The organism is Streptomyces sp. NPDC005962 (assembly GCF_040629205.1).
GTDB lineage: Bacteria > Actinomycetota > Actinomycetes > Streptomycetales > Streptomycetaceae > Streptomyces.
The window spans coordinates 52,578-70,082 of record NZ_JBEXVE010000012.1 but is presented as its reverse complement, the minus strand read 5'-3'; the positions used below and the strand labels follow the sequence as shown (position 1 = coordinate 70,082).

General features: G+C 70.9%; 16 protein-coding genes. 8 read left to right on the top strand and 8 right to left on the bottom strand.

All coding sequences use genetic code 11. The annotated features are described in order from the left end of the window. Positions 1–85 precede the first annotated feature (85 nt). From ABZ370_RS21230 to ABZ370_RS21220, 3 genes are all read left to right on the top strand, one after another. Positions 86–1,012 carry an ABC transporter ATP-binding protein gene (locus tag ABZ370_RS21230; protein ID WP_358623031.1) on the top strand — a complete coding sequence of 309 codons (927 nt, stop codon included), beginning with the start codon at positions 86–88 and terminating at the stop codon, positions 1,010–1,012. After that, a complete protein-coding gene (locus ABZ370_RS21225) occupies positions 1,009–1,791 on the top strand; it encodes an ABC transporter permease (RefSeq protein ID WP_358623029.1) in 783 nt (260 codons plus the stop codon). The genes ABZ370_RS21230 and ABZ370_RS21225 overlap by 4 nt, the downstream gene beginning before the upstream one ends. 85 nt (positions 1,792–1,876) lie before the next feature. Further along, positions 1,877–2,902 (top strand): COX15/CtaA family protein, encoded by a 1,026-nt coding sequence (locus ABZ370_RS21220; protein WP_358623026.1) that lies wholly within the window; start codon positions 1,877–1,879, stop codon positions 2,900–2,902. On the opposite strand, the gene ABZ370_RS21215 is transcribed toward ABZ370_RS21220, so the two are convergent. The 3 genes from ABZ370_RS21215 to ABZ370_RS21205 all read right to left on the bottom strand — a co-directional run bounded on the left by ABZ370_RS21215 (position 2,842) and on the right by ABZ370_RS21205 (position 5,539). Beyond that, positions 2,842–4,011 carry an amidohydrolase gene (locus ABZ370_RS21215; protein WP_358623023.1) on the bottom strand — a complete coding sequence of 390 codons (1,170 nt, stop codon included), beginning with the start codon at positions 4,009–4,011 and terminating at the stop codon, positions 2,842–2,844. The genes ABZ370_RS21220 and ABZ370_RS21215 overlap by 61 nt on opposite strands. A gap of 153 nt (positions 4,012–4,164) precedes the next feature. Beyond that, entirely contained in the window at positions 4,165–4,500 is a 336-nt protein-coding gene (locus tag ABZ370_RS21210; protein WP_358623020.1) for a hypothetical protein, read from the bottom strand. Positions 4,501–4,573: 73 nt separating this feature from the next. Further along, positions 4,574–5,539 carry a heme o synthase gene (locus ABZ370_RS21205; RefSeq protein WP_358623017.1) on the bottom strand — a complete coding sequence of 322 codons (966 nt, stop codon included), beginning with the start codon at positions 5,537–5,539 and terminating at the stop codon, positions 4,574–4,576. 360 nt (positions 5,540–5,899) lie between these two features. Here ABZ370_RS21205 and tkt point away from each other — a divergent pair, with 360 nt between their 5' ends. From tkt to pgl, 5 genes are read left to right on the top strand one after another with little or no spacing between them, the layout of a single operon-like run. Beyond that, complete coding sequence (tkt, locus tag ABZ370_RS21200) at positions 5,900–7,978, top strand: transketolase (protein ID WP_358623014.1); 2,079 nt, start codon at positions 5,900–5,902, stop codon at positions 7,976–7,978. 47 nt (positions 7,979–8,025) lie between these two features. Then, positions 8,026–9,144 carry a transaldolase gene (tal, locus tag ABZ370_RS21195; RefSeq protein ID WP_358623011.1) on the top strand — a complete coding sequence of 373 codons (1,119 nt, stop codon included), beginning with the start codon at positions 8,026–8,028 and terminating at the stop codon, positions 9,142–9,144. 4 nt (positions 9,145–9,148) lie between these two features. Beyond that, the gene (gene zwf, locus ABZ370_RS21190; RefSeq protein ID WP_358623008.1) at positions 9,149–10,675 is read left to right on the top strand and encodes a glucose-6-phosphate dehydrogenase; all 1,527 of its coding nucleotides are present in this window, start codon (positions 9,149–9,151) and stop codon (positions 10,673–10,675) included. After that, positions 10,672–11,901 carry a glucose-6-phosphate dehydrogenase assembly protein OpcA gene (gene opcA / locus ABZ370_RS21185; RefSeq protein WP_358623005.1) on the top strand — a complete coding sequence of 410 codons (1,230 nt, stop codon included), beginning with the start codon at positions 10,672–10,674 and terminating at the stop codon, positions 11,899–11,901. Before zwf ends, opcA begins: the two co-directional genes overlap by 4 nt. Then, the gene (gene pgl / locus ABZ370_RS21180) at positions 11,898–12,680 is read left to right on the top strand and encodes a 6-phosphogluconolactonase (protein ID WP_358623003.1); all 783 of its coding nucleotides are present in this window, start codon (positions 11,898–11,900) and stop codon (positions 12,678–12,680) included. The genes opcA and pgl overlap by 4 nt, the downstream gene beginning before the upstream one ends. An 80-nt stretch (positions 12,681–12,760) precedes the next feature. On the opposite strand, the gene pgi is transcribed toward pgl, so the two are convergent. From pgi to tpiA, 5 genes are all read right to left on the bottom strand, one after another. Further along, the gene (gene pgi, locus ABZ370_RS21175; protein WP_358623536.1) at positions 12,761–14,413 is read right to left on the bottom strand and encodes a glucose-6-phosphate isomerase; all 1,653 of its coding nucleotides are present in this window, start codon (positions 14,411–14,413) and stop codon (positions 12,761–12,763) included. Between the two features lie 52 nt (positions 14,414–14,465). Next, positions 14,466–15,692, bottom strand: a complete 1,227-nt coding sequence (locus tag ABZ370_RS21170; protein WP_358623000.1) for an MFS transporter — start codon at positions 15,690–15,692, stop codon at positions 14,466–14,468. Positions 15,693–15,814: 122 nt separating this feature from the next. Then, positions 15,815–16,150: an RNA polymerase-binding protein RbpA gene (locus ABZ370_RS21165; protein ID WP_358622997.1), complete on the bottom strand. Its 336-nt coding sequence runs from the start codon at positions 16,148–16,150 to the stop codon at positions 15,815–15,817. Between the two features lie 217 nt (positions 16,151–16,367). Beyond that, entirely contained in the window at positions 16,368–16,595 is a 228-nt protein-coding gene (secG, locus tag ABZ370_RS21160) for a preprotein translocase subunit SecG (RefSeq protein WP_358622994.1), read from the bottom strand. 128 nt (positions 16,596–16,723) lie between these two features. Further along, positions 16,724–17,500: a triose-phosphate isomerase gene (gene tpiA, locus ABZ370_RS21155; RefSeq protein WP_358622991.1), complete on the bottom strand. Its 777-nt coding sequence runs from the start codon at positions 17,498–17,500 to the stop codon at positions 16,724–16,726. Between the last annotated feature and the right edge of the window lie 5 nt (positions 17,501–17,505).

Genomic DNA, 17,505 nt, shown 5'->3' with positions numbered 1-17,505 from the left:
GGACGGGGCCTGGCGGCCCGTTCGCGAGGGAGGCGATCCGGCCCTGCCGCCCACGGCTCCCCCTGTCGTTCGTACACTGCCGGACATGCGAGAAGAGCCCGCGGTCGACGTCGTCGGCCTGGTCAAACGGTACGGCTCGAAGACCGCCGTCGACGGGCTCGACCTGTCCGTCGGCCGCGGCACCGTGAGCGCCGTCCTCGGTCCCAACGGCGCCGGCAAGACGACCACCGTCGAGACCTGCGAGGGATATCGCCGCGCCGACGCCGGGACGGTGCGCGTACTCGGCCTCGACCCGGTCGCCGACGCGGCGGCCGTGCGGCCGCGGGTGGGCGTCATGCTCCAGTCCGGAGGGGTTTATTCCGGGGCGCGCGCAGAAGAGATGCTGCGCCACACCGCCACCCTCCATGCCCATCCCCTGGACGTCGCCGCGCTCATCGAGCGGCTCGGTCTCGGCTCCTGCGGCCGTACGACCTACCGGCGGCTCTCCGGCGGCCAGCAGCAGCGGCTCGCGCTCGCCATGGCCGTCGTCGGCCGCCCCGAGCTGGTCTTCCTCGACGAGCCCACCGCCGGGCTCGACCCGCAGGCCCGCCGCGCCACCTGGGACCTCGTCCGCGATCTGCGCCGCGACGGCGTGACCGTCGTCCTGACCACCCACTACATGGACGAGGCCGAACAGCTCGCCGACCACGTCGCGATCATCGACGGCGGCAAGGTGATCGCCCGCGGCACCCCCGAGGAGCTGTGCCGCGGCGGCGCCGAGAACACCCTGCGCTTCACCGGCCGCCCCGCGCTCGACCTGGCCTCGCTGCTCAAGGCGCTGCCCGTCGACAGCACGGCCGCCGAGCTGGTCCCCGGCGGCTACCGGGTCACCGGCAAGGTCAACCCGCAGATGCTGGCCACCGTCACCTCCTGGTGCGCACAGAACGGCGTGATGCCGGACCGCATCTCGGTCGAGCGGCACACCCTGGAGGACGTCTTCCTCGAGCTCACCGGCAAGGAGCTGCGCGCGTGACCGCCACAGGCACCTATCTCCCCAAGCCGGGGGCGGCGCCGCTGCTCCGGATGATCCGCGCGCAGGCCGCGCTGGAGACCCGGATGCTGCTGCGCAACGGCGAGCAGTTGCTGCTGACCGTCGTCATCCCGTCCCTCGTCCTGGTGCTCTTCAGCAGCGTCGACATCATCGATACGGGCGCCACCGGCGTCGCCGGGAGCGCCGTCGACTTTCTCGCGCCCGGGGTGCTCGCGCTCGCCGTACTCTCCACGGCCTTCACCGGACAGGCCATCGCGACCGGTTTCGAGCGGCGGTACGGGGTGCTCAAGCGGCTCGCGGTCTCCCCGCTGCCCCGGTGGGCGCTGATGGCCGCCAAGACGTGCGCGGTGCTGGTCACCGAGATCCTCCAGATCGTGCTGCTGACCGCGATCGCCTTCGCGCTGGGCTGGTCGCCGCACGGCAACCCGCTCGCAGTGGCGTCGCTGCTGATCCTCGGCACCGCCGCGTTCTCCGGGCTCGGGCTGCTGATGGCGGGCACCCTCAAAGCCGAGGCGACCCTGGCCGCCGCCAACCTCGTCTTCCTGCTGCTCCTCGTGGGCGGCGGGGTGATCGTGTCGCTGGACAAGTTCCCGGGCGGCGTACGGGGCGTACTGGAGCTGCTGCCGATCTCGGCGCTCTCCGGCGGGCTGCGGGACGTCCTCCAGGACGGCGCCGGGATGCCCTGGCGGGACCTCGGCATCCTGGCCGTGTGGGCGGTGCTGGGACTCGGGGCGGCGGCGCGGTTCTTCCGCTGGGAGTGAAGTGCGGAAGCTCGGCGTGAGGGGCTTCCCGGAGTAACGGGGACCCTCGTGAAAAGCTGCACAAGCTCCGTCCTACGATGACCCCGTGCCGAATTCGCTGAATCCGTTCGAGCTGATCGCCCGGCGCTGGCAGCCCTCCGCGCGCTTCGTGGAGCGGGCCGCGCTGGCCACCGTGGTGATGTCCGTGGTCATCGTCATCACCGGCGGCGCGGTCCGGCTGACCGAGTCCGGGCTGGGCTGTGACACCTGGCCCCAGTGCACCTCGGGGAGCCTGACGCCCACCGCCGACATGGGCATCCACGGCGCCATCGAGTTCGGCAACCGCATGCTGACGTACGTGCTGTGCGCGTTCGTCGGGCTGCTGATCATCGCCGCCCGGGCCCGGCAGCCGGTGCGGCGCTCCGTCACCCGGCTGGGCTGGGCCCAGTTCTGGCTGATCATGAGCAACGCGATCATCGGCGGCGTCATCGTCCTCACCGGACTGAACCCGTACATCGTCAGCTCGCACTTCCTGCTGGCCACCGCCCTCCTCACGGTCGCGATGGCGGTCTGGCAGCGCTCCCGCGAGGGCGACGGCGCACCGCGCGACCTGGTGGCCCGGCCGGTGCGCCAGCTGACCTGGCTGCTGGTCGGCGCGACCCTGACGCTGATCCTGCTCGGCACCGTGGTCACCGGCTCCGGTCCGCACGCCGGTGACGCCCGTGAGGTGCACCGGATTCCGCTGGACTGGCAGGAGATCACCCAGCTGCACGTGGACTTCGTCTACATCGTGCTGGGCCTCACCGTCGCCCTGTGGTTCACGCTGCGCGCCGTGCGGGCCCCGGCGGCCCAGCGCCGCGCGGTGCGCGACCTGCTGGCCGTGCTGCTCCTCCAGGGCCTCATCGGGTACGTCCAGTACTTCACGGGCCTGCCCGAGGTGATCGTCGGCGTCCACATGTTCGGGTCCTGCCTGGTGTGGATCGCGGTCCTGCGGGTGCTCTTCGCACAGCGCGAGCGCCCCGCGCTCACCGCCGCCCCGGACCCCGGCCCCACCGGCGGCCACGAGACCGTTCAGCCGGAGAGCCCGGCCGACCCGGACCCGGCGCCCGAGCCCGCCGCGTCCAGCCGGTAGACCCGGCGCGCCGTCCCGGCCGCGACCAGCCCGGCGATCCGCCGGGCCTCCTCCCCCGTACAGACGCCCTCGGCGACCCACTCGGCCGCCAGCCGGGCCATCGCCCGGCCGAACAGCCGGGCGGCGGTCACATACAGCTCCGGCAGCGCTCGGGCGCCGGTGGAGAACAGCAGCTTGCCGAACGGCGCCTCGCCCAGCGTCTCCGCGGGGCACGGTCCCGCGTCCGCGTAGACGTGCGGGAACACCGCGGCGAGCTGGGCCGCGCGGCGGTGGTGCGGCCGCTCGGGCAGCAGCACCAGATCGGTGCCGAACCCGGCGGTGGCACGCAGGAAGCCGATGAGCGGCCGCGGATCGCCGCAGTGCAGCTGCACCGGCAGCCCGGTCGCCACGGCGCTCCACATCAGATGCTGGGCGAGCACGGGGTCCGGCGCCCGGTTCCGCGCCGTACGCCCGGCCCGGTGCGGCACCGGGCGCACGGAGAGCCGCCGGGCCGCCGCGCGCCGCACCTCGCCCGGGTCGGGCGGGGTCTCGTCGCAGAAGGTGATGCCCAGCGCGAAGGCGGTGGCGTGCTGGGCGGCTGCGTACAGGGCCTCGGCGGTGTTGCCGATGAAGGCGTCGACCGTCCCCGAGGTGTCCGCGACCTGTTCGGCCAGCGGTTCGAGCCGTACGACCTCATGGGCCCGGCCGTCGGCGGCCGCCGCCAGCTCGGCGGCCGAGGTGAGGTCGCTCGGGGCGCCCGACTCCAGCAGGAAGGTGCCGATGCCCGTACCGCGCAGCAGCAGCCGGGCGGCGCGGTAGGCGCCCAGCTCGCGGCGGCGGGCGAGATAGCGCACGGGTGTGCAGTGCGGCTCCAGGCCCAGCAGCGGCGGGCACCAGCGGCGTACGGCGAGCCCGGTCCAGCTGTCGAAGTACGTGGTCCCCACCGGGGCCGGGCCCGATCCGGCGGCGGTGGCCAGGTGCGTCTCGAACGAGCCGAGGCCCAGCTCGCCGTGGACCGTGCCGTGGCTGTGCTGATCGACCAGCGGCGGCAGCCCGAGGCCCGGCCCGGCCCGGGGCACCGAGCCGGTAGCGGGGCCCAGGGTGTCCGGGGAACCCGTCGCCTCGTCCATCGCCGCCGCCTCCTCGCCCTCCGGCATCGCAGGGCTTAACGCCCGGATGCCGCACGAGGTGTCGCCGGTCGGTGGGTCGGTCGGGGTCCGGCGGACCGGCCGTATGCGGGCGCCGCCCCATTGTGCCGTTCCGGCGGAACGGACTCGGGCGGTTCAGGTGTTGCGGGGTCCGCCCAGTTGGATACCGGCCATCCGCTTCCATTCGTAACGGCCCGTGCGGACCTTCGCCGCGAGCTCGCCGTCGAAGTCGTCCCTGAGCGTGAGCCCGGCGATCTCGACGGCACGGCGGGCCGTCTCCTGGGAGGGGGCGACGAGGGTGCCCCACTCGCCGTTGGCGCCCACCAGGGCGACCCGGACGGTGCCCCGGCCGATGTGGGCGAGCTGGCCCTCGGCGCTGCCGCCGTGGCTCTTGGCGAAGGCCGTGATCTGGTGGGCCAGCCGCCGGGCCCGCTTCTCGTCCTTCGGGGACGCCTGCGTGGTATCTGCCATACCACCGATGCTACCCGCCGGTAATTACGGCCGGAAGGGGATCAGTGCGGGAAGAGCCACCACAGGAGAGGGATCAGCGCAGGAAGGGGTCCACCGCGACGGCGACGAACAGCAGCGACACATAGGTGATGGACCAGTGGAACAGCCGCATCTCCTTGAGCTTCCCGCCGGTGACCTCGGCCCGGGCGCGCGCCTGCAGCCCGTGCGCCTCCTTGAGCCAGAACGCGCCCAGCACGGTCGCCACGATCGGGTAGAACCAGCCGGTGTAGCCCAGTGGCCACAGCAGCAGCGAGACGCCGACCATGGCCCAGCTGTAGAGGACGATCTGCCGGGCGACGGCCTTGTTGCCCGCGATGACGGGCAGCATCGGCACGCTCGCCCGCTCGTAGTCCTCCTTGACCTTCATCGACAGCGGCCAGTAGTGCGGCGGCGTCCAGAAGAAGATGACCAGGAAGAGGATCACCGCGGCCCAGGAAACCTCATTGGTGACCGACGACCATCCGATGAGCACCGGCATACAGCCCGCGATACCGCCCCAGACGATGTTCTGCGAGGTACGCCGCTTGAGCCACATCGTGTAGACGACGACGTAGAAGACCAGCGCACCGAGTGCCAGCATCGAGGACAGCGGGTTGACCAGAAACCAGAACCAGGCCGTGGACCCGGCGGCGAGCGCGAAGGCGAAGACCAGGCACTCGCGCGGCGAGACCATGCCGGTGACCAGTGGACGCTGCGACGTGCGGTCCATCAGCGCGTCGATGTCGCGGTCGTAGTACATGTTGAACGCGGCGGCGCCACCGGCGGACAGATAGCCGCCGACACAGGTCGCGAGGACCAGCCACAGATCCGGGATGCCCTGGGCGGCCAGGAACATGACCGGAACCGTGGTCATCAGCAGCAATTCGATGACGCGCGGCTTGGTCAGCATCACGAACGCCTTGACCCGGGCCCCGAGCGGACGGCGGCCGGGAAGCCGCTGCCCGAGGCTCGATTCGCTCGTTTCGAGCACCCCCGCAGGACGGGATTCGACGGCCGTCACGCACACCCCTGGTGGAAGCAAGAACCAGCAAGCACCGGAGATGAAACCCCGGTAAAGACTTGCGCGTACCACGCCACTCTAGACGTAGCGGATACGCCGCCTGCCGCCGGGGTCGGCACGTGTTGATGCCCCTCCGGCACCCCCCGAAGACCTGCGCGGATACTCCGCACAACAGCCGGAACGCTGTATTCCATGGCTCTCGGAGAGAACTCCGATGGAATGCGGCGAGCTTGAGATTCGTTCCCCTGGACGTTGAGTGGAACTCGAAAAGATGAGCGTTCTTACAGGGGTAGGCTCGACCTCGCCGGTGTGCACACGGTCACCGGGCAGCGACATTGTGGAGAGGAGCCCTGACTCAGGGTGAGCACCAAGCCGACTACCACAGACCTTGCATGGACCGAATTGGACCAGCGGGCCGTTGACACCGCCCGCGTCCTGGCCATGGACTCCGTACAGAAGGTCGGTAACGGCCACCCTGGCACGGCCATGAGTCTGGCGCCCGCCGCCTACCTTCTCTTCCAGAAGCTCATGCGGCACGACCCCTCCGACGCGGACTGGGCCGGCCGCGACCGGTTCGTCCTGTCCCCGGGGCACACCAGCCTGACTCTCTACGTCCAGCTCTACCTGGCGGGCTACGGCCTGGAGCTGGAGGACCTGAAGTCCTTCCGCACCTGGGGCAGCCTCACCCCGGGCCACCCGGAGTACGGCCACACCACCGGTGTGGAGACCACGACCGGCCCGCTCGGCCAGGGCGTCGCGAACGCGGTGGGCATGGCGATGGCCGCCCGCTACGAGCGCGGGCTGTTCGACCCGGAGGCGCCCGAGGGCGCCTCCCCGTTCGACCACACCATCTGGGCGATCGTCTCCGACGGCGACCTGGAGGAGGGCATCTCCGCCGAGGCGTCCTCGCTGGCCGGTCACCAGAAGCTGGGCAGCATCGTCGCCCTGTACGACGACAACCACATCTCCATCGAGGGCGACACCGCCACCGCGCTGTCCGAGGACGTGCTGAAGCGGTACGAGGCGTACGGCTGGCACGTCCAGCGCATCGAGCAGTCGGCCAGCGGCGACTTCGACATCGAGCAGCTGTACGCGGCGCTCAAGACGGCGCAGGCCGAGACCGAGCGCCCCTCGATCATCGCCGCCCGCACGATCATCGCCTGGCCCGCGCCGAACGCGCAGAACACCGAGGCCTCCCACGGCTCCGCGCTCGGCGCCGACGAGGTCGCGGCCACCAAGCGGGTCCTGGGCTTCGACCCCGAGCAGCACTTCCAGGTCGACACCGAGGTCATCAACCACGCCCGCGGTCTGGTCGACCGCGGCCGCGAGGCGCACGCCGCCTGGGACAAGAAGCTCCAGGAGTGGCGGAACAACAACCCCGCCCGCGCCGCCGGGTTCGACCGCATCACCGCCGGTGAGCTGCCGGAGGGCTGGGAGAGCGCGCTGCCGGCCTTCGAGGCGGGCAAGGACGTCGCCACCCGTAAGGCGTCCGGCCAGGTGCTCAAGGCGCTCGGCGGAGTGCTCCCGGAGCTGTGGGGCGGCTCGGCCGACCTCGCCGGTTCCAACAACACCACCATCGACGCGTCGTCGTCCTTCCTCCCCAAGGACAACCCGCTGCCGGAGGCCGACCCGTACGGGCGGACGATCCACTTCGGCATCCGCGAGCACGCCATGGGCTCGACCATGAACGGCATCGCGCTGCACGGCAACACCCGTGTCTACGGCGGCACGTTCCTGGTCTTCTCCGACTACATGCGCCCGGCCGTGCGGCTGGCCGCGCTGATGAAGCTGCCGGTCACCTACGTGTGGACGCACGACTCCATCGGCCTCGGCGAGGACGGCCCGACCCACCAGCCGGTCGAGCACCTGTCCGTGCTGCGCGCCATCCCGGGCCTGAACATCGTGCGCCCGGCCGACGCCAACGAGACCGCCATCGCCTGGCGCGAGATCACCCGCCGCCACAGCGACAACCCGGCCCCGCACGGCCTCGCTCTCACCCGGCAGAACGTGCCGACGTACGAGGCCGACGAGAACGCCGCCAAGGGCGGTTACGTCCTGTTCGAGGCCGAGGGCGGCCAGCCCCAGGTGATCCTGATCGGCACCGGCTCCGAGGTCCAGCTCGCCGTCGAGGCGCGTGAGCAACTGCAGGCGGCCGAGGTGCCGACCCGCGTCGTATCAATGCCCTCGATCGAGTGGTTCGAGGAGCAGGACAAGGGGTACCGCGACAGCGTGCTGCCGCCGTCCGTGAAGGCACGCGTGGCCGTCGAGGCCGGTATCGGCCTCACGTGGTACCGCTACGTCGGGGATGCCGGCCGCATCGTCTCGCTGGAGCACTTCGGCGCCTCCGCCGACTACAAGGTGCTCTACCGGGAGTTCGGCCTGACCGCCGACTCCGTGGTCACCGCCGCCCGCGAGTCCCTGGACGCCGCCGGGCAGTGACGCCCGCATCCGACTTGAACAGCGACGAGCAACAGGAGACACACCCCATGACAGACGCACTCAAGCGGCTGGCCGACGAAGGCGTCGCGATCTGGCTCGACGACCTCTCCCGGAAGCGGATCACCTCCGGCAACCTCGCCGAGCTGATCGACCAGCAGCATGTCGTCGGCGTCACCACCAACCCGTCGATCTTCCAGAAGGCGATCTCCGGCGGCGACGGTTACGAGCAGCAGCTCGCCGACCTCGCGGCCCGCAAGGTCACCGTCGAGGAAGCCGTCCGGATGATCACCACCGCGGACGTCCGGGACGCGGCCGACATCCTGCGCCCGGTCCACGACGCGACCGGCGGCCAGGACGGCCGGGTCTCCATCGAGGTCGACCCGCGGCTGGCCCACAACACGGCCGCCACCATCGCCGAGGCCAAGCAGCTGGCCTGGCTGGTGGACCGCCCGAACACCTTCATCAAGATCCCGGCCACCAAGGCGGGACTTCCGGCGATCACCGAGGTGATCGGCCTGGGCATCAGCGTCAACGTCACGCTGATCTTCTCCCTGGAGCGCTACCGCGCGGTCATGGACGCCTACCTGGCCGGTCTGGAGAAGGCCAAGGCGGCCGGTCTCGACCTCTCCAAGATCCACTCGGTGGCGTCCTTCTTCGTGTCCCGCGTGGACACCGAGATCGACAAGCGCATCGACAAGCTCGGCTCCGACGAGGCCAAGGCGCTGCGCGGCAAGGCCGCCCTGGCCAACGCCCGGCTCGCCTTCCAGGCGTACGAGGAGGTCTTCGGCTCCGAGCGCTGGGACGTCCTGGACCGGGGGAACGCCAACAAGCAGCGCCCGCTGTGGGCCTCGACCGGCGTCAAGGACCCGGCCTACAAGGACACGATGTACGTCGACGACCTGGTCGCCCCGGCCACCGTCAACACCATGCCGGAAGCCACCCTCGAAGCGGTCGCCGACCACGGCGAGATCAAGGGCAACACCGTGGCCGGCGGCTACGAGCAGGCCAAGGCCGACATCGAGGCGCTGGCCTCGATCGGTGTCTCGTACGACGAGGTCGTACAGCTTCTGGAGGACGAGGGCGTCGAGAAGTTCGAGTCGGCCTGGAACGACCTGCTGAAGTCCACTGAGGCGGAGCTGAACCGCCTCGCACCGTCGGAGGCGTGAAACCTTGACCACCAGCAGCAATCCGCTGCGTGACCCGAAGGACCGGCGGCTCCCGCGTATCGCGGGGCCGTCCGGCCTGGTCATCTTCGGTGTCACGGGCGACTTGTCCCGCAAGAAGCTGATGCCGGCCATCTACGACTTGGCCAACCGCGGTCTGCTGCCGCCGGGCTTCTCGCTCGTCGGCTTCGCCCGGCGCGACTGGGAGAACGAGGACTTCGCCCAGGTCGTCCACGACGCGGTGAAGGAACACGCGCGGACCCCGTTCCGCGAAGAGGTCTGGCAGCAGCTCGCCGAGGGATTCCGTTTCGTACCCGGGGAGTTCTCCGACGACGACGCGTTCGTGAAGCTGAAGGCGACGATAGAAGAGCTGGACAAGGCCCGCGGCACCGGCGGCAACTTCGCCTTCTACCTCTCCGTGCCGCCCAAGTTCTTCCCCAACGTGGTGCAGCAGCTCAAGAAGCACGGGCTGTCCGACGGGCAGGACCACTCCTGGCGGCGCGCCGTCATCGAGAAGCCCTTCGGCCACGACCTGAAGAGCGCCCAGGAGCTGAACCAGGTCGTCCACGAGGTCTTCCGGCCCAGCGACGTCTTCCGGATCGACCACTACCTGGGCAAGGAGACGGTTCAGAACATCCTGGCACTGCGCTTCGCCAACACCATGTTCGAGCCGCTGTGGAACCGTTCGTATGTCGACCATGTGCAGATCACCATGGCCGAGGACATCGGCATCGGCGGCCGCGCCGGGTACTACGACGGCATCGGCGCCGCCCGGGACGTCATCCAGAACCACCTGCTCCAGCTGCTCGCCCTGACCGCCATGGAGGAGCCCGCCTCCTTCGGCGCCAAGGCGCTGGTCACCGAGAAGCTGAAGGTGCTCACCGCCGTCAAGCTGCCGCGCGAACTGGGCAAGCACACCGTGCGCGGCCAGTACGCGCACGGCTGGCAGGGCGGCGAGGAGGTGCGCGGCTACCTCGAAGAGGACGGCATCGACTCGCAGTCGAATACCGACACCTACGCCGCGGTCAAGCTGGAGATCGACAACCGCCGCTGGGCGGGCGTCCCGTTCTACCTGCGCACCGGCAAGCGGCTGGGGCGCCGGGTCACCGAGATCGCCGTCGTCTTCCAGCGCGCCCCGCACTCCCCCTTCGACGCCACCGACACCCAGGAACTGGGGCAGAACGCCCTGGTCATCCGGGTGCAGCCGGACGAGGGCGTCACCATCCGGTTCGGCTCCAAGGTGCCCGGCACCTCCATGGAGATCCGCGATGTGACGATGGACTTCCAGTACGGCGAGTCCTTCACCGAGTCCAGCCCCGAGGCGTACGAGCGACTGCTGCTCGACGTCCTGCTGGGCGACGCGAACCTCTTCCCGCGCCACCAGGAGGTGGAGGAGTCCTGGCGAATCCTCGACCCCGTCGAGGCGTACTGGGAGAAGCACGGGAAGCCCGAGCAGTACACGGCCGGAACCTGGGGGCCGAAGGCCGCGGACGAGATGCTCGCACGAGACGGACGGAGTTGGCGGCGGCCATGAACATCGATCTCACGGACACCACGTCCAGCCGGATCAACTCCGCTCTGGTCCAGGCGCGCCGGGCCACCGGCACCCCGGCCGTGGGCATGGTGCTCACCCTCGTCATCGTCACCGACGAGGGCAACCACTATGACGCGCTGCGGGCCGCGAGCGAGGCGTCCAAGGAGCACCCCTCGCGCATCCTGGTCGTCATCAAGCGGCCCGGCCGCTCGCCGCGCGACCGCAAGATGGCCCGGATGGACGCCGAGGTGCGGGTCGGCGGCGAGACCGGCACCGGTGAGACGGTCCTGCTGCGGATGCACGGCGAACTGGCCAACCACGCCTACTCGGTTGTCCTGCCGCTGCTGCTGCCGGACGCCCCGGTCGTGGTGTGGTGGCCCGAGGACGCCCCGGAGAACCCCGCCGAGGACCTGCTGGGACAGCTGGCCCAGCGCCGTATCACCGACGCCCAGGCCACCGAGGACCCGGTCGCGACGCTGGGCCTGCGGGCCGAGACGTACACCCCGGGCGACACCGACCTGGCGTGGACCCGGATCACCCCGTGGCGCAGTGTGCTGGCGGCCGCGCTGGACCAGAAGCACTCGAAGATCACCTCCGCGGTCGTGGAGGGCGAGGCGTACAACCCGAGCAGCGAGCTGCTCGCGCTGTGGCTCGCCGAGCGGCTGCGGGTCCCGGTCGACCGGGAGATCTCCGAGGGCCCCGGGCTGACCGCGGTGCGGCTGGAGACGGCCGACGGCGTGATCTGCCTGGACCGGGCGGACGGTGCGCTGGCCGAGCTGGCGATGCCGGGCCAGCCGGACCGGCACGTCGCGCTGCAGCGGCGGGAGATGTCGGAGCTGATCGCCGAGGAGCTGCGCCGGCTCGACCCGGACGAGATGTACGCGATCTCGGTGAAGTTCGGCGTGAGCAAGCTGAACGGCGGCGGTGCGGACCGGCACGACCCGGCGCCCGCCGGGACCTCGGCCGCGGCTGCCGGTGGCGGTACCGCGACCGCCGAGCGGTCCGGGCCGCCGGCTCCGCCCCGGCCGCCGCTGCCGACGCGCGACCCGGGTACGGCTCCGTCCCCGACGAACACCCCCGCCCCGCCGCAGGCCCCGGCCCCTCCGGCGACCCCCGCGCCCCCTTCCGCCCCGGCGGCCCCGGCGGCCCCTCAGGCTCCGAAGCCCTCGGATCTGAAGCCGGGCGGGAAGGCCGAGGGAAAGGGCAACGGAAAGGGAGAGAAGTGACCGCCCCGCAGGTCGTCGTCCACCGCGACAAGGAGCTGATGGCCCAGGCGGCCGCGGCCCGGCTGATCACAAAGATCGTGGACGCCCAGGCCGCCCGGGGCTCCGCCTCCGTCGTCCTGACCGGCGGGCGCAACGGCAACGGTCTGCTGGCCGCCCTCGCCACGTCCCCCGCGCGCGACGCGGTGGACTGGTCGCGGCTGGACCTGTGGTGGGGCGACGAGCGGTTCCTGCCGGACGGCCACCCGGACCGCAACGTCACCCAGGCCCGGGAGGCGCTGCTGGACGCGGTGGAGCTGGACCCGGCGCGGGTGCACCCGATGCCCGCGTCCGACGGTCCGTACGGCGGCGATGTGGAGGCCGCCGCGGAGGCGTACGGCATCGAGCTGGGCCGCGCCGCGCGGCCGGAGAACCACGGCGCGGCACCGACCTTCGATGTGCTGCTGCTGGGCGTCGGGCCGGACACCCATGTGGCCTCGCTCTTCCCTGAGCTGCCCGCCGTCCGGGAGACCGAGCGGACGGTGGTCGCGGTGCGCGGTGCGCCCAAGCCGCCGCCCACCCGGGTCTCGCTGACCCTGCCCGCGATCCGCGCGGCGCGGGAGGTGTGGCTGCTGGCCGCCGGTGAGGACAAGGCGAAGGCGGTGACCATCGCCCTGTCGGGCGCCGGGGAGATCCAGGCCCCGGCGGCCGGTGCGTACGGCCGCGGCCGCACTCTGTGGCTGCTGGACCGGGCGGCGGCGAGCGGTCTGCCGCGCGAGCTGTACCCCCCGGCCTCGCCGTAAGCGTTCCGAACAGCCGATCCCCCGTGCGCCTGCGAGCGCACGGGGGATCGCTGCTGTTCGGGGCCTGTTCCGGGCCTGCCTCAGCGGCCGCGCAGCGAGCGGTACGTGGCGACGAGACGGGCCGTGGAGGCGTCGAGCCCCGGCACCTCGGCGCCCTCGGTCAGCGCGGGCTCGACCCGCTTGGCGAGCACCTTGCCCAGCTCGACGCCCCACTGGTCGAAGGAGTCGATGTTCCAGATGGCGCCCTGGACGAACACCTTGTGCTCATAGAGCGCGACCAGCTGGCCGAGCACGGACGGGCTCAGCTCGGCGGCCAGGATGGTGGTGGTGGGGCGGTTGCCCTGGAAGGTCTTGTGCGGCACCAGCTCCGGCGGCACGCCCTCGGCGGCGACCTCTTCCGGCGTCTTGCCGAAGGCCAGCGCCTGCCCCTGCGCGAAGAGGTTGGCCATCAGCAGATCGTGCTGCGCGACCAGCGCGGGCCGCAGGTCCTCCACCGGCTTGGCGAAGCCGATCAGATCGGCCGGGATCAGCTTGGTGCCCTGGTGGAGCAGCTGGTAGTAGGCGTGCTGGCCGTTGGTGCCGGGGGTGCCCCAGACCACCGGGCCGGTCTGCCAGTCGACCGGCCTGCCCTCCCGGTCCACCGACTTGCCGTTGGACTCCATGTCCAGCTGCTGGAGGTAGGCGGTGAACTTGGACAGGTAGTGGCTGTAGGGCAGGACGGCGTGCGCCTGGGCGTCGTGGAAGTCGCCGTACCAGACGCCCAGCAGGCCGAGCAGCAGCGGCACGTTCTGCTCGGGCGGGGCGGTGGCGAAGTGCTCGTCCACCAGATGGAACCCGGCCAGCATCTCGCGGAAGCAGTCCGGGCCGATGGCGACCATCAGGGCGAGGCCGATCGCCGAGTCGTACGAATACCGCCCGCCGACCCAGTCCCAGAACTCGAACATGTTGTCCGTGTTGATGCCGAACTCGGCGACCTTCTCCGCGTTGGTCGACACCGCCACGAAATGCTTCGCGACGGCCTCCTCACCGGCCCCGAGCCCGCTCAGCAGCCACTCGCGGGCCGAGACGGCGTTGGTGATGGTCTCGATGGTGGTGAAGGTCTTGGAGGCGACGATGAACAGCGTCTCCGCCGGGTCCAGGTCCCGCACCGCCTCATGGAGATCGGCGCCGTCCACATTGGAGACGAAGCGGAACACCAGCTCGCGGTCGGTGTAGGCGCGCAGCGCCTCGTACGCCATCGCCGGGCCCAGGTCGGAGCCGCCGATGCCGATGTTGACGATGTTCTTGATGGGCCTGCCGGTGTGGCCGTGCCAGTCCCGGGCCCGAATCCGGTCGGCGAACACGCTCATCTTGGTGAGGACCGCGTGCACCTCGGGGACGACGTCCTCGCCGTCCACGGTGATGACCGCCGACCGGGGCGCGCGCAGCGCGGTGTGGAGCACCGCGCGGTTCTCGGTGGTGTTGATCTTCTCCCCGCGGAACATCGCGTCCCGCAGCCCGGCCACTCCGGTCGCCCGCGCCAGCTCCCGCAGCAACCGCAGCGTCTCGTCCGTCACCAGGTGCTTGGAGTAGTCGACATGAAGATCGCCGACCTGGAGCGCAAGCCTGCTCGCCCGCTCCGGGTCGTTCGCGAACAACTCGCGCAGATGCGCGTCGCCCAGCGCCTTACGGTGCTCGGCCAGCGCGTTCCACTCCGGCAGCTGATCGAGCCTGGTGCGGCCTTCTGCGTTCATCTCGGACATCAGCCCACTTCTCATCGGTGCCTGGCCCCCGTTGTCCACCAACCTAATTGATGACGGACCGCATTCCGGGAACAAGTGCCAGCACCCCGCCCGCGATGAGCACGGCGCACATCAGGGCGGGGGTGTTCAGCCCCCAGGCGGCGGCCGTCACCCCGCCGAGCAGCGCACCGGCCGGGGCGCCCGCGATCGACAGCGTGCGGAAGGCGGAGCTGACCCGGCCGAGCATGTCGGCGGGGCTGCGCCGTTGGGTCATCGTCACCTCGGTGACGTTCCATATGATTCCCGCGAAGGCGAACACCCCCATGGCGGCGACGGCGGCCGCCAGGCTCCGTATCGTGCCGAGCGCGACCAGGGCAGCGGTCTGCACGGCTCCGCACAGCAGCAGCGCACGGTACTCCCCCAGCCACTCGCCGACCCGTGCGGCCACCAGTCCCCCGGACACACTGCCGATCCCGTACACCGTGATGACCGCCGCGAACCCGGTGTCCCCGGCGTTCAGCCAGCCGGTCACATGGAGCACCAGGGTGGCGATGAGCGCGCCGATACCGATGTTGCACAGCGTGGTGGAGACGCACAGCCCCCGCAGCAGCCGGTCCCGCCACAGCACACCGATGCCCTCGGCGATGTCGCGGCGCATCGAACCGCCGGACGGGCGCGGGGCGGGGTCCGGGGCGGCCGCCCCGAGCGAGGCGACGAGCAGCGCGGCGACGAGATACGTGGCGGCGTCCGCCACGTACGGCACGGCGACGCCGAGCCCCAGCAGCACGGGCACCAGCGGGGCTCCCACGAAACGGCCCATGACCTCCTGCCCGGTCATCAGCCGGGCGTTGGCCCGGCTCAGTGCCTCCCGCTCCACCACGGACGGCAGCAGGGCAGTGGCCGCGTTGTCGAACAGGGTCTGCAGGGTCGTGAGGGCGAAGGCGAGCGCGAGCAGCAGCCCGATCGTGGCATGCCCCAGCCAGACGGCGACGGCGAATCCGCCCATCAGCACGGCCCGCAGCCCGTCCACCACCCACATCGCCCGCCGTTGATCCACCCGGTCGGCGATGGCCCCGCCGAGCAGGCCGAACAGCAGCCAGGGCAGGTAGCCGCATGCCGTCACGAGCGTCACCAGCACCGGTGAATCGGTCAGCGACACCGCCAGCAAGGGCAGCGCCGCGCCGCGTAACGCGTCCCCGAAGCGGGAGATCACCGCGGCGGCCCACAGCCGCCCGAATCCCCCGCGCCAGGCGGGCACCGCCGCCTGTTCCCCACCCTTGCGCATCAGCATGTGACGACCGTAGACCGCGGCACTGACAACGGGCCCACGACAACGGCCCGGCCGGGCACCCCCGTCAGGGGTGCGCGGCCGGGCCGTCGTTACGCGCTGTCGCTGGGGGGCCGGGCCTCTGCTCAGATCTCGCCGCGGAGCTTGGCGAGCGCCTCGGCGAGGATCGCCTCGCCGTCGGCATCGCTTCGCCGCTCCCGCACATAGGCGAGGTGGGTCTTGTACGGCTCGGTACGGGGCGGGTCCGGCGGGTTGTCCCGGTCCTTGCCGGCCGGGAAGCCACAGCGGGGGCAGTCCCACGTTTCCGGAACCTGCGCGTCACTGGCGAAGCTCGGCACGGTCTCGTGCCCGTTCGAGCACCAGAAGGAGATGCGCAGGCGCGGCGCCGATTCGCCTCGCTCGGCTTCTCCCATCGGCCCCGCTCCGACCCGACTTCCACGGATCGCGTTGCCACTTGCCACGGTCGTAACTCCCTGCGTGATGGTGCCGCGAAGCATCGAATGGCGGCCCCGCTGCCCGGCGCCCCAGACTACGAAAGGCCCAACGCGCGTCCATCGGGAGGAGTTACACCCGCCCTTGAGGACGCCACCCCCATGATAGGCCGCGAATCGGCCGCACTGACGACGGTACGTCAGTTATCGGGCCGGAATCGGGCCTCGATGGCGCTTCGGTCGAACGTCAGTCGAGCTTCATCAGCAATCCGAGCACGACGATGATGACGAACCACAGCAGCGCGACCACGATGGTGATGCGGTCCAGGTTGCGCTCAGCGACCGACGAGCCACCGACGGAGGACTGCATTCCGCCACCGAACATGTCGGACAGACCCCCGCCCTTCCCCTTGTGCATGAGCACCAGCATCATCAACAAAAGGCTCAAGATGATGAGGGCGATCGAAAACCCCATGATCACGGCTGGACCAACTCTCTCGGGCTCGTTACGGACGGTTTGTTACGGGAGACGGGGGCCGGGAGGCGCGAAATGCGCCACCACGACCCCCGACAGAGTACGACGAGGCCCGACTCAGGGCCTACTCACTGGTCGCGGAAACGAACGATCTTGACGAATTCGTCGGCGTCCAGCGCGGCGCCGCCGATCAGGGCGCCGTCCACGTCCGGCTGCGCCATGATCGCCGCGACGTTCCCGGACTTCACCGAGCCGCCGTACTGGATGCGGACCTTGTCGGCCAGCTCCTGGCCGTACAGCTCGGCCAGCCGGCCGCGGATGGCCCCGCAGACCTCCTGGGCGTCCTCGGGGGTGGCGACCTCGCCGGTGCCGATCGCCCAGACCGGCTCGTACGCGATCACGATCGTCTCGGCCTGCTCGGCCGGGACGTCCTTGAGGGCGCCGTCCAGCTGCGCGAGGGTGTGCGCGACCTGGTTGCCCGCCTTGCGGACGTCCAGGCCCTCGCCCACGCACAGGATGGGGGTGAGGTCGTTCCGGAAGGCGGCCTTCACCTTGCCGTTGCAGATCTCGTCGGTCTCGGCGTGGTACTGGCGGCGCTCCGAGTGGCCGATGGTCACGTAGGTGCACTTCAGCTTGGAGAGCATCGGACCGGAGATCTCGCCGGTGTACGCGCCGGAGTCGTGCGCGGAGATGTCCTGGGCGCCGTACTTGATCTTCAGCTTGTCGCCGTCGACCAGGGTCTGCACAGACCGCAGATCGGTGAAGGGCGGCAGAACCGCGACCTCGACGGCCTCGTAGTCCTTGTCGGCGAGCGCGAAGGCGAGCTTCTGGGTGTGGGCGATGGCCTCGAGGTGGTTGAGGTTCATCTTCCAGTTGCCCGCCATCAGCGGGGTGCGGTCACTCACGGTGT

Coding starts and splice junctions, on each gene's coding strand:
- ABZ370_RS21230 (WP_358623031.1), top strand. CDS start 86: ATGCGAGAAGAGCCCGCGGTCGACGTCGTCGGCCTGGTCAAACGGTAC.
- ABZ370_RS21215 (WP_358623023.1), bottom strand. CDS start 4,011: ATGGACGAGGCGACGGGTTCCCCGGACACCCTGGGCCCCGCTACCGGC.
- ABZ370_RS21210 (WP_358623020.1), bottom strand. CDS start 4,500: ATGGCAGATACCACGCAGGCGTCCCCGAAGGACGAGAAGCGGGCCCGG.
- tal (WP_358623011.1), top strand. CDS start 8,026: ATGACAGACGCACTCAAGCGGCTGGCCGACGAAGGCGTCGCGATCTGG.
- opcA (WP_358623005.1), top strand. CDS start 10,672: ATGAACATCGATCTCACGGACACCACGTCCAGCCGGATCAACTCCGCT.
- pgi (WP_358623536.1), bottom strand. CDS start 14,413: ATGAACGCAGAAGGCCGCACCAGGCTCGATCAGCTGCCGGAGTGGAAC.
- ABZ370_RS21170 (WP_358623000.1), bottom strand. CDS start 15,692: ATGCTGATGCGCAAGGGTGGGGAACAGGCGGCGGTGCCCGCCTGGCGC.
- secG (WP_358622994.1), bottom strand. CDS start 16,595: ATGGGGTTTTCGATCGCCCTCATCATCTTGAGCCTTTTGTTGATGATG.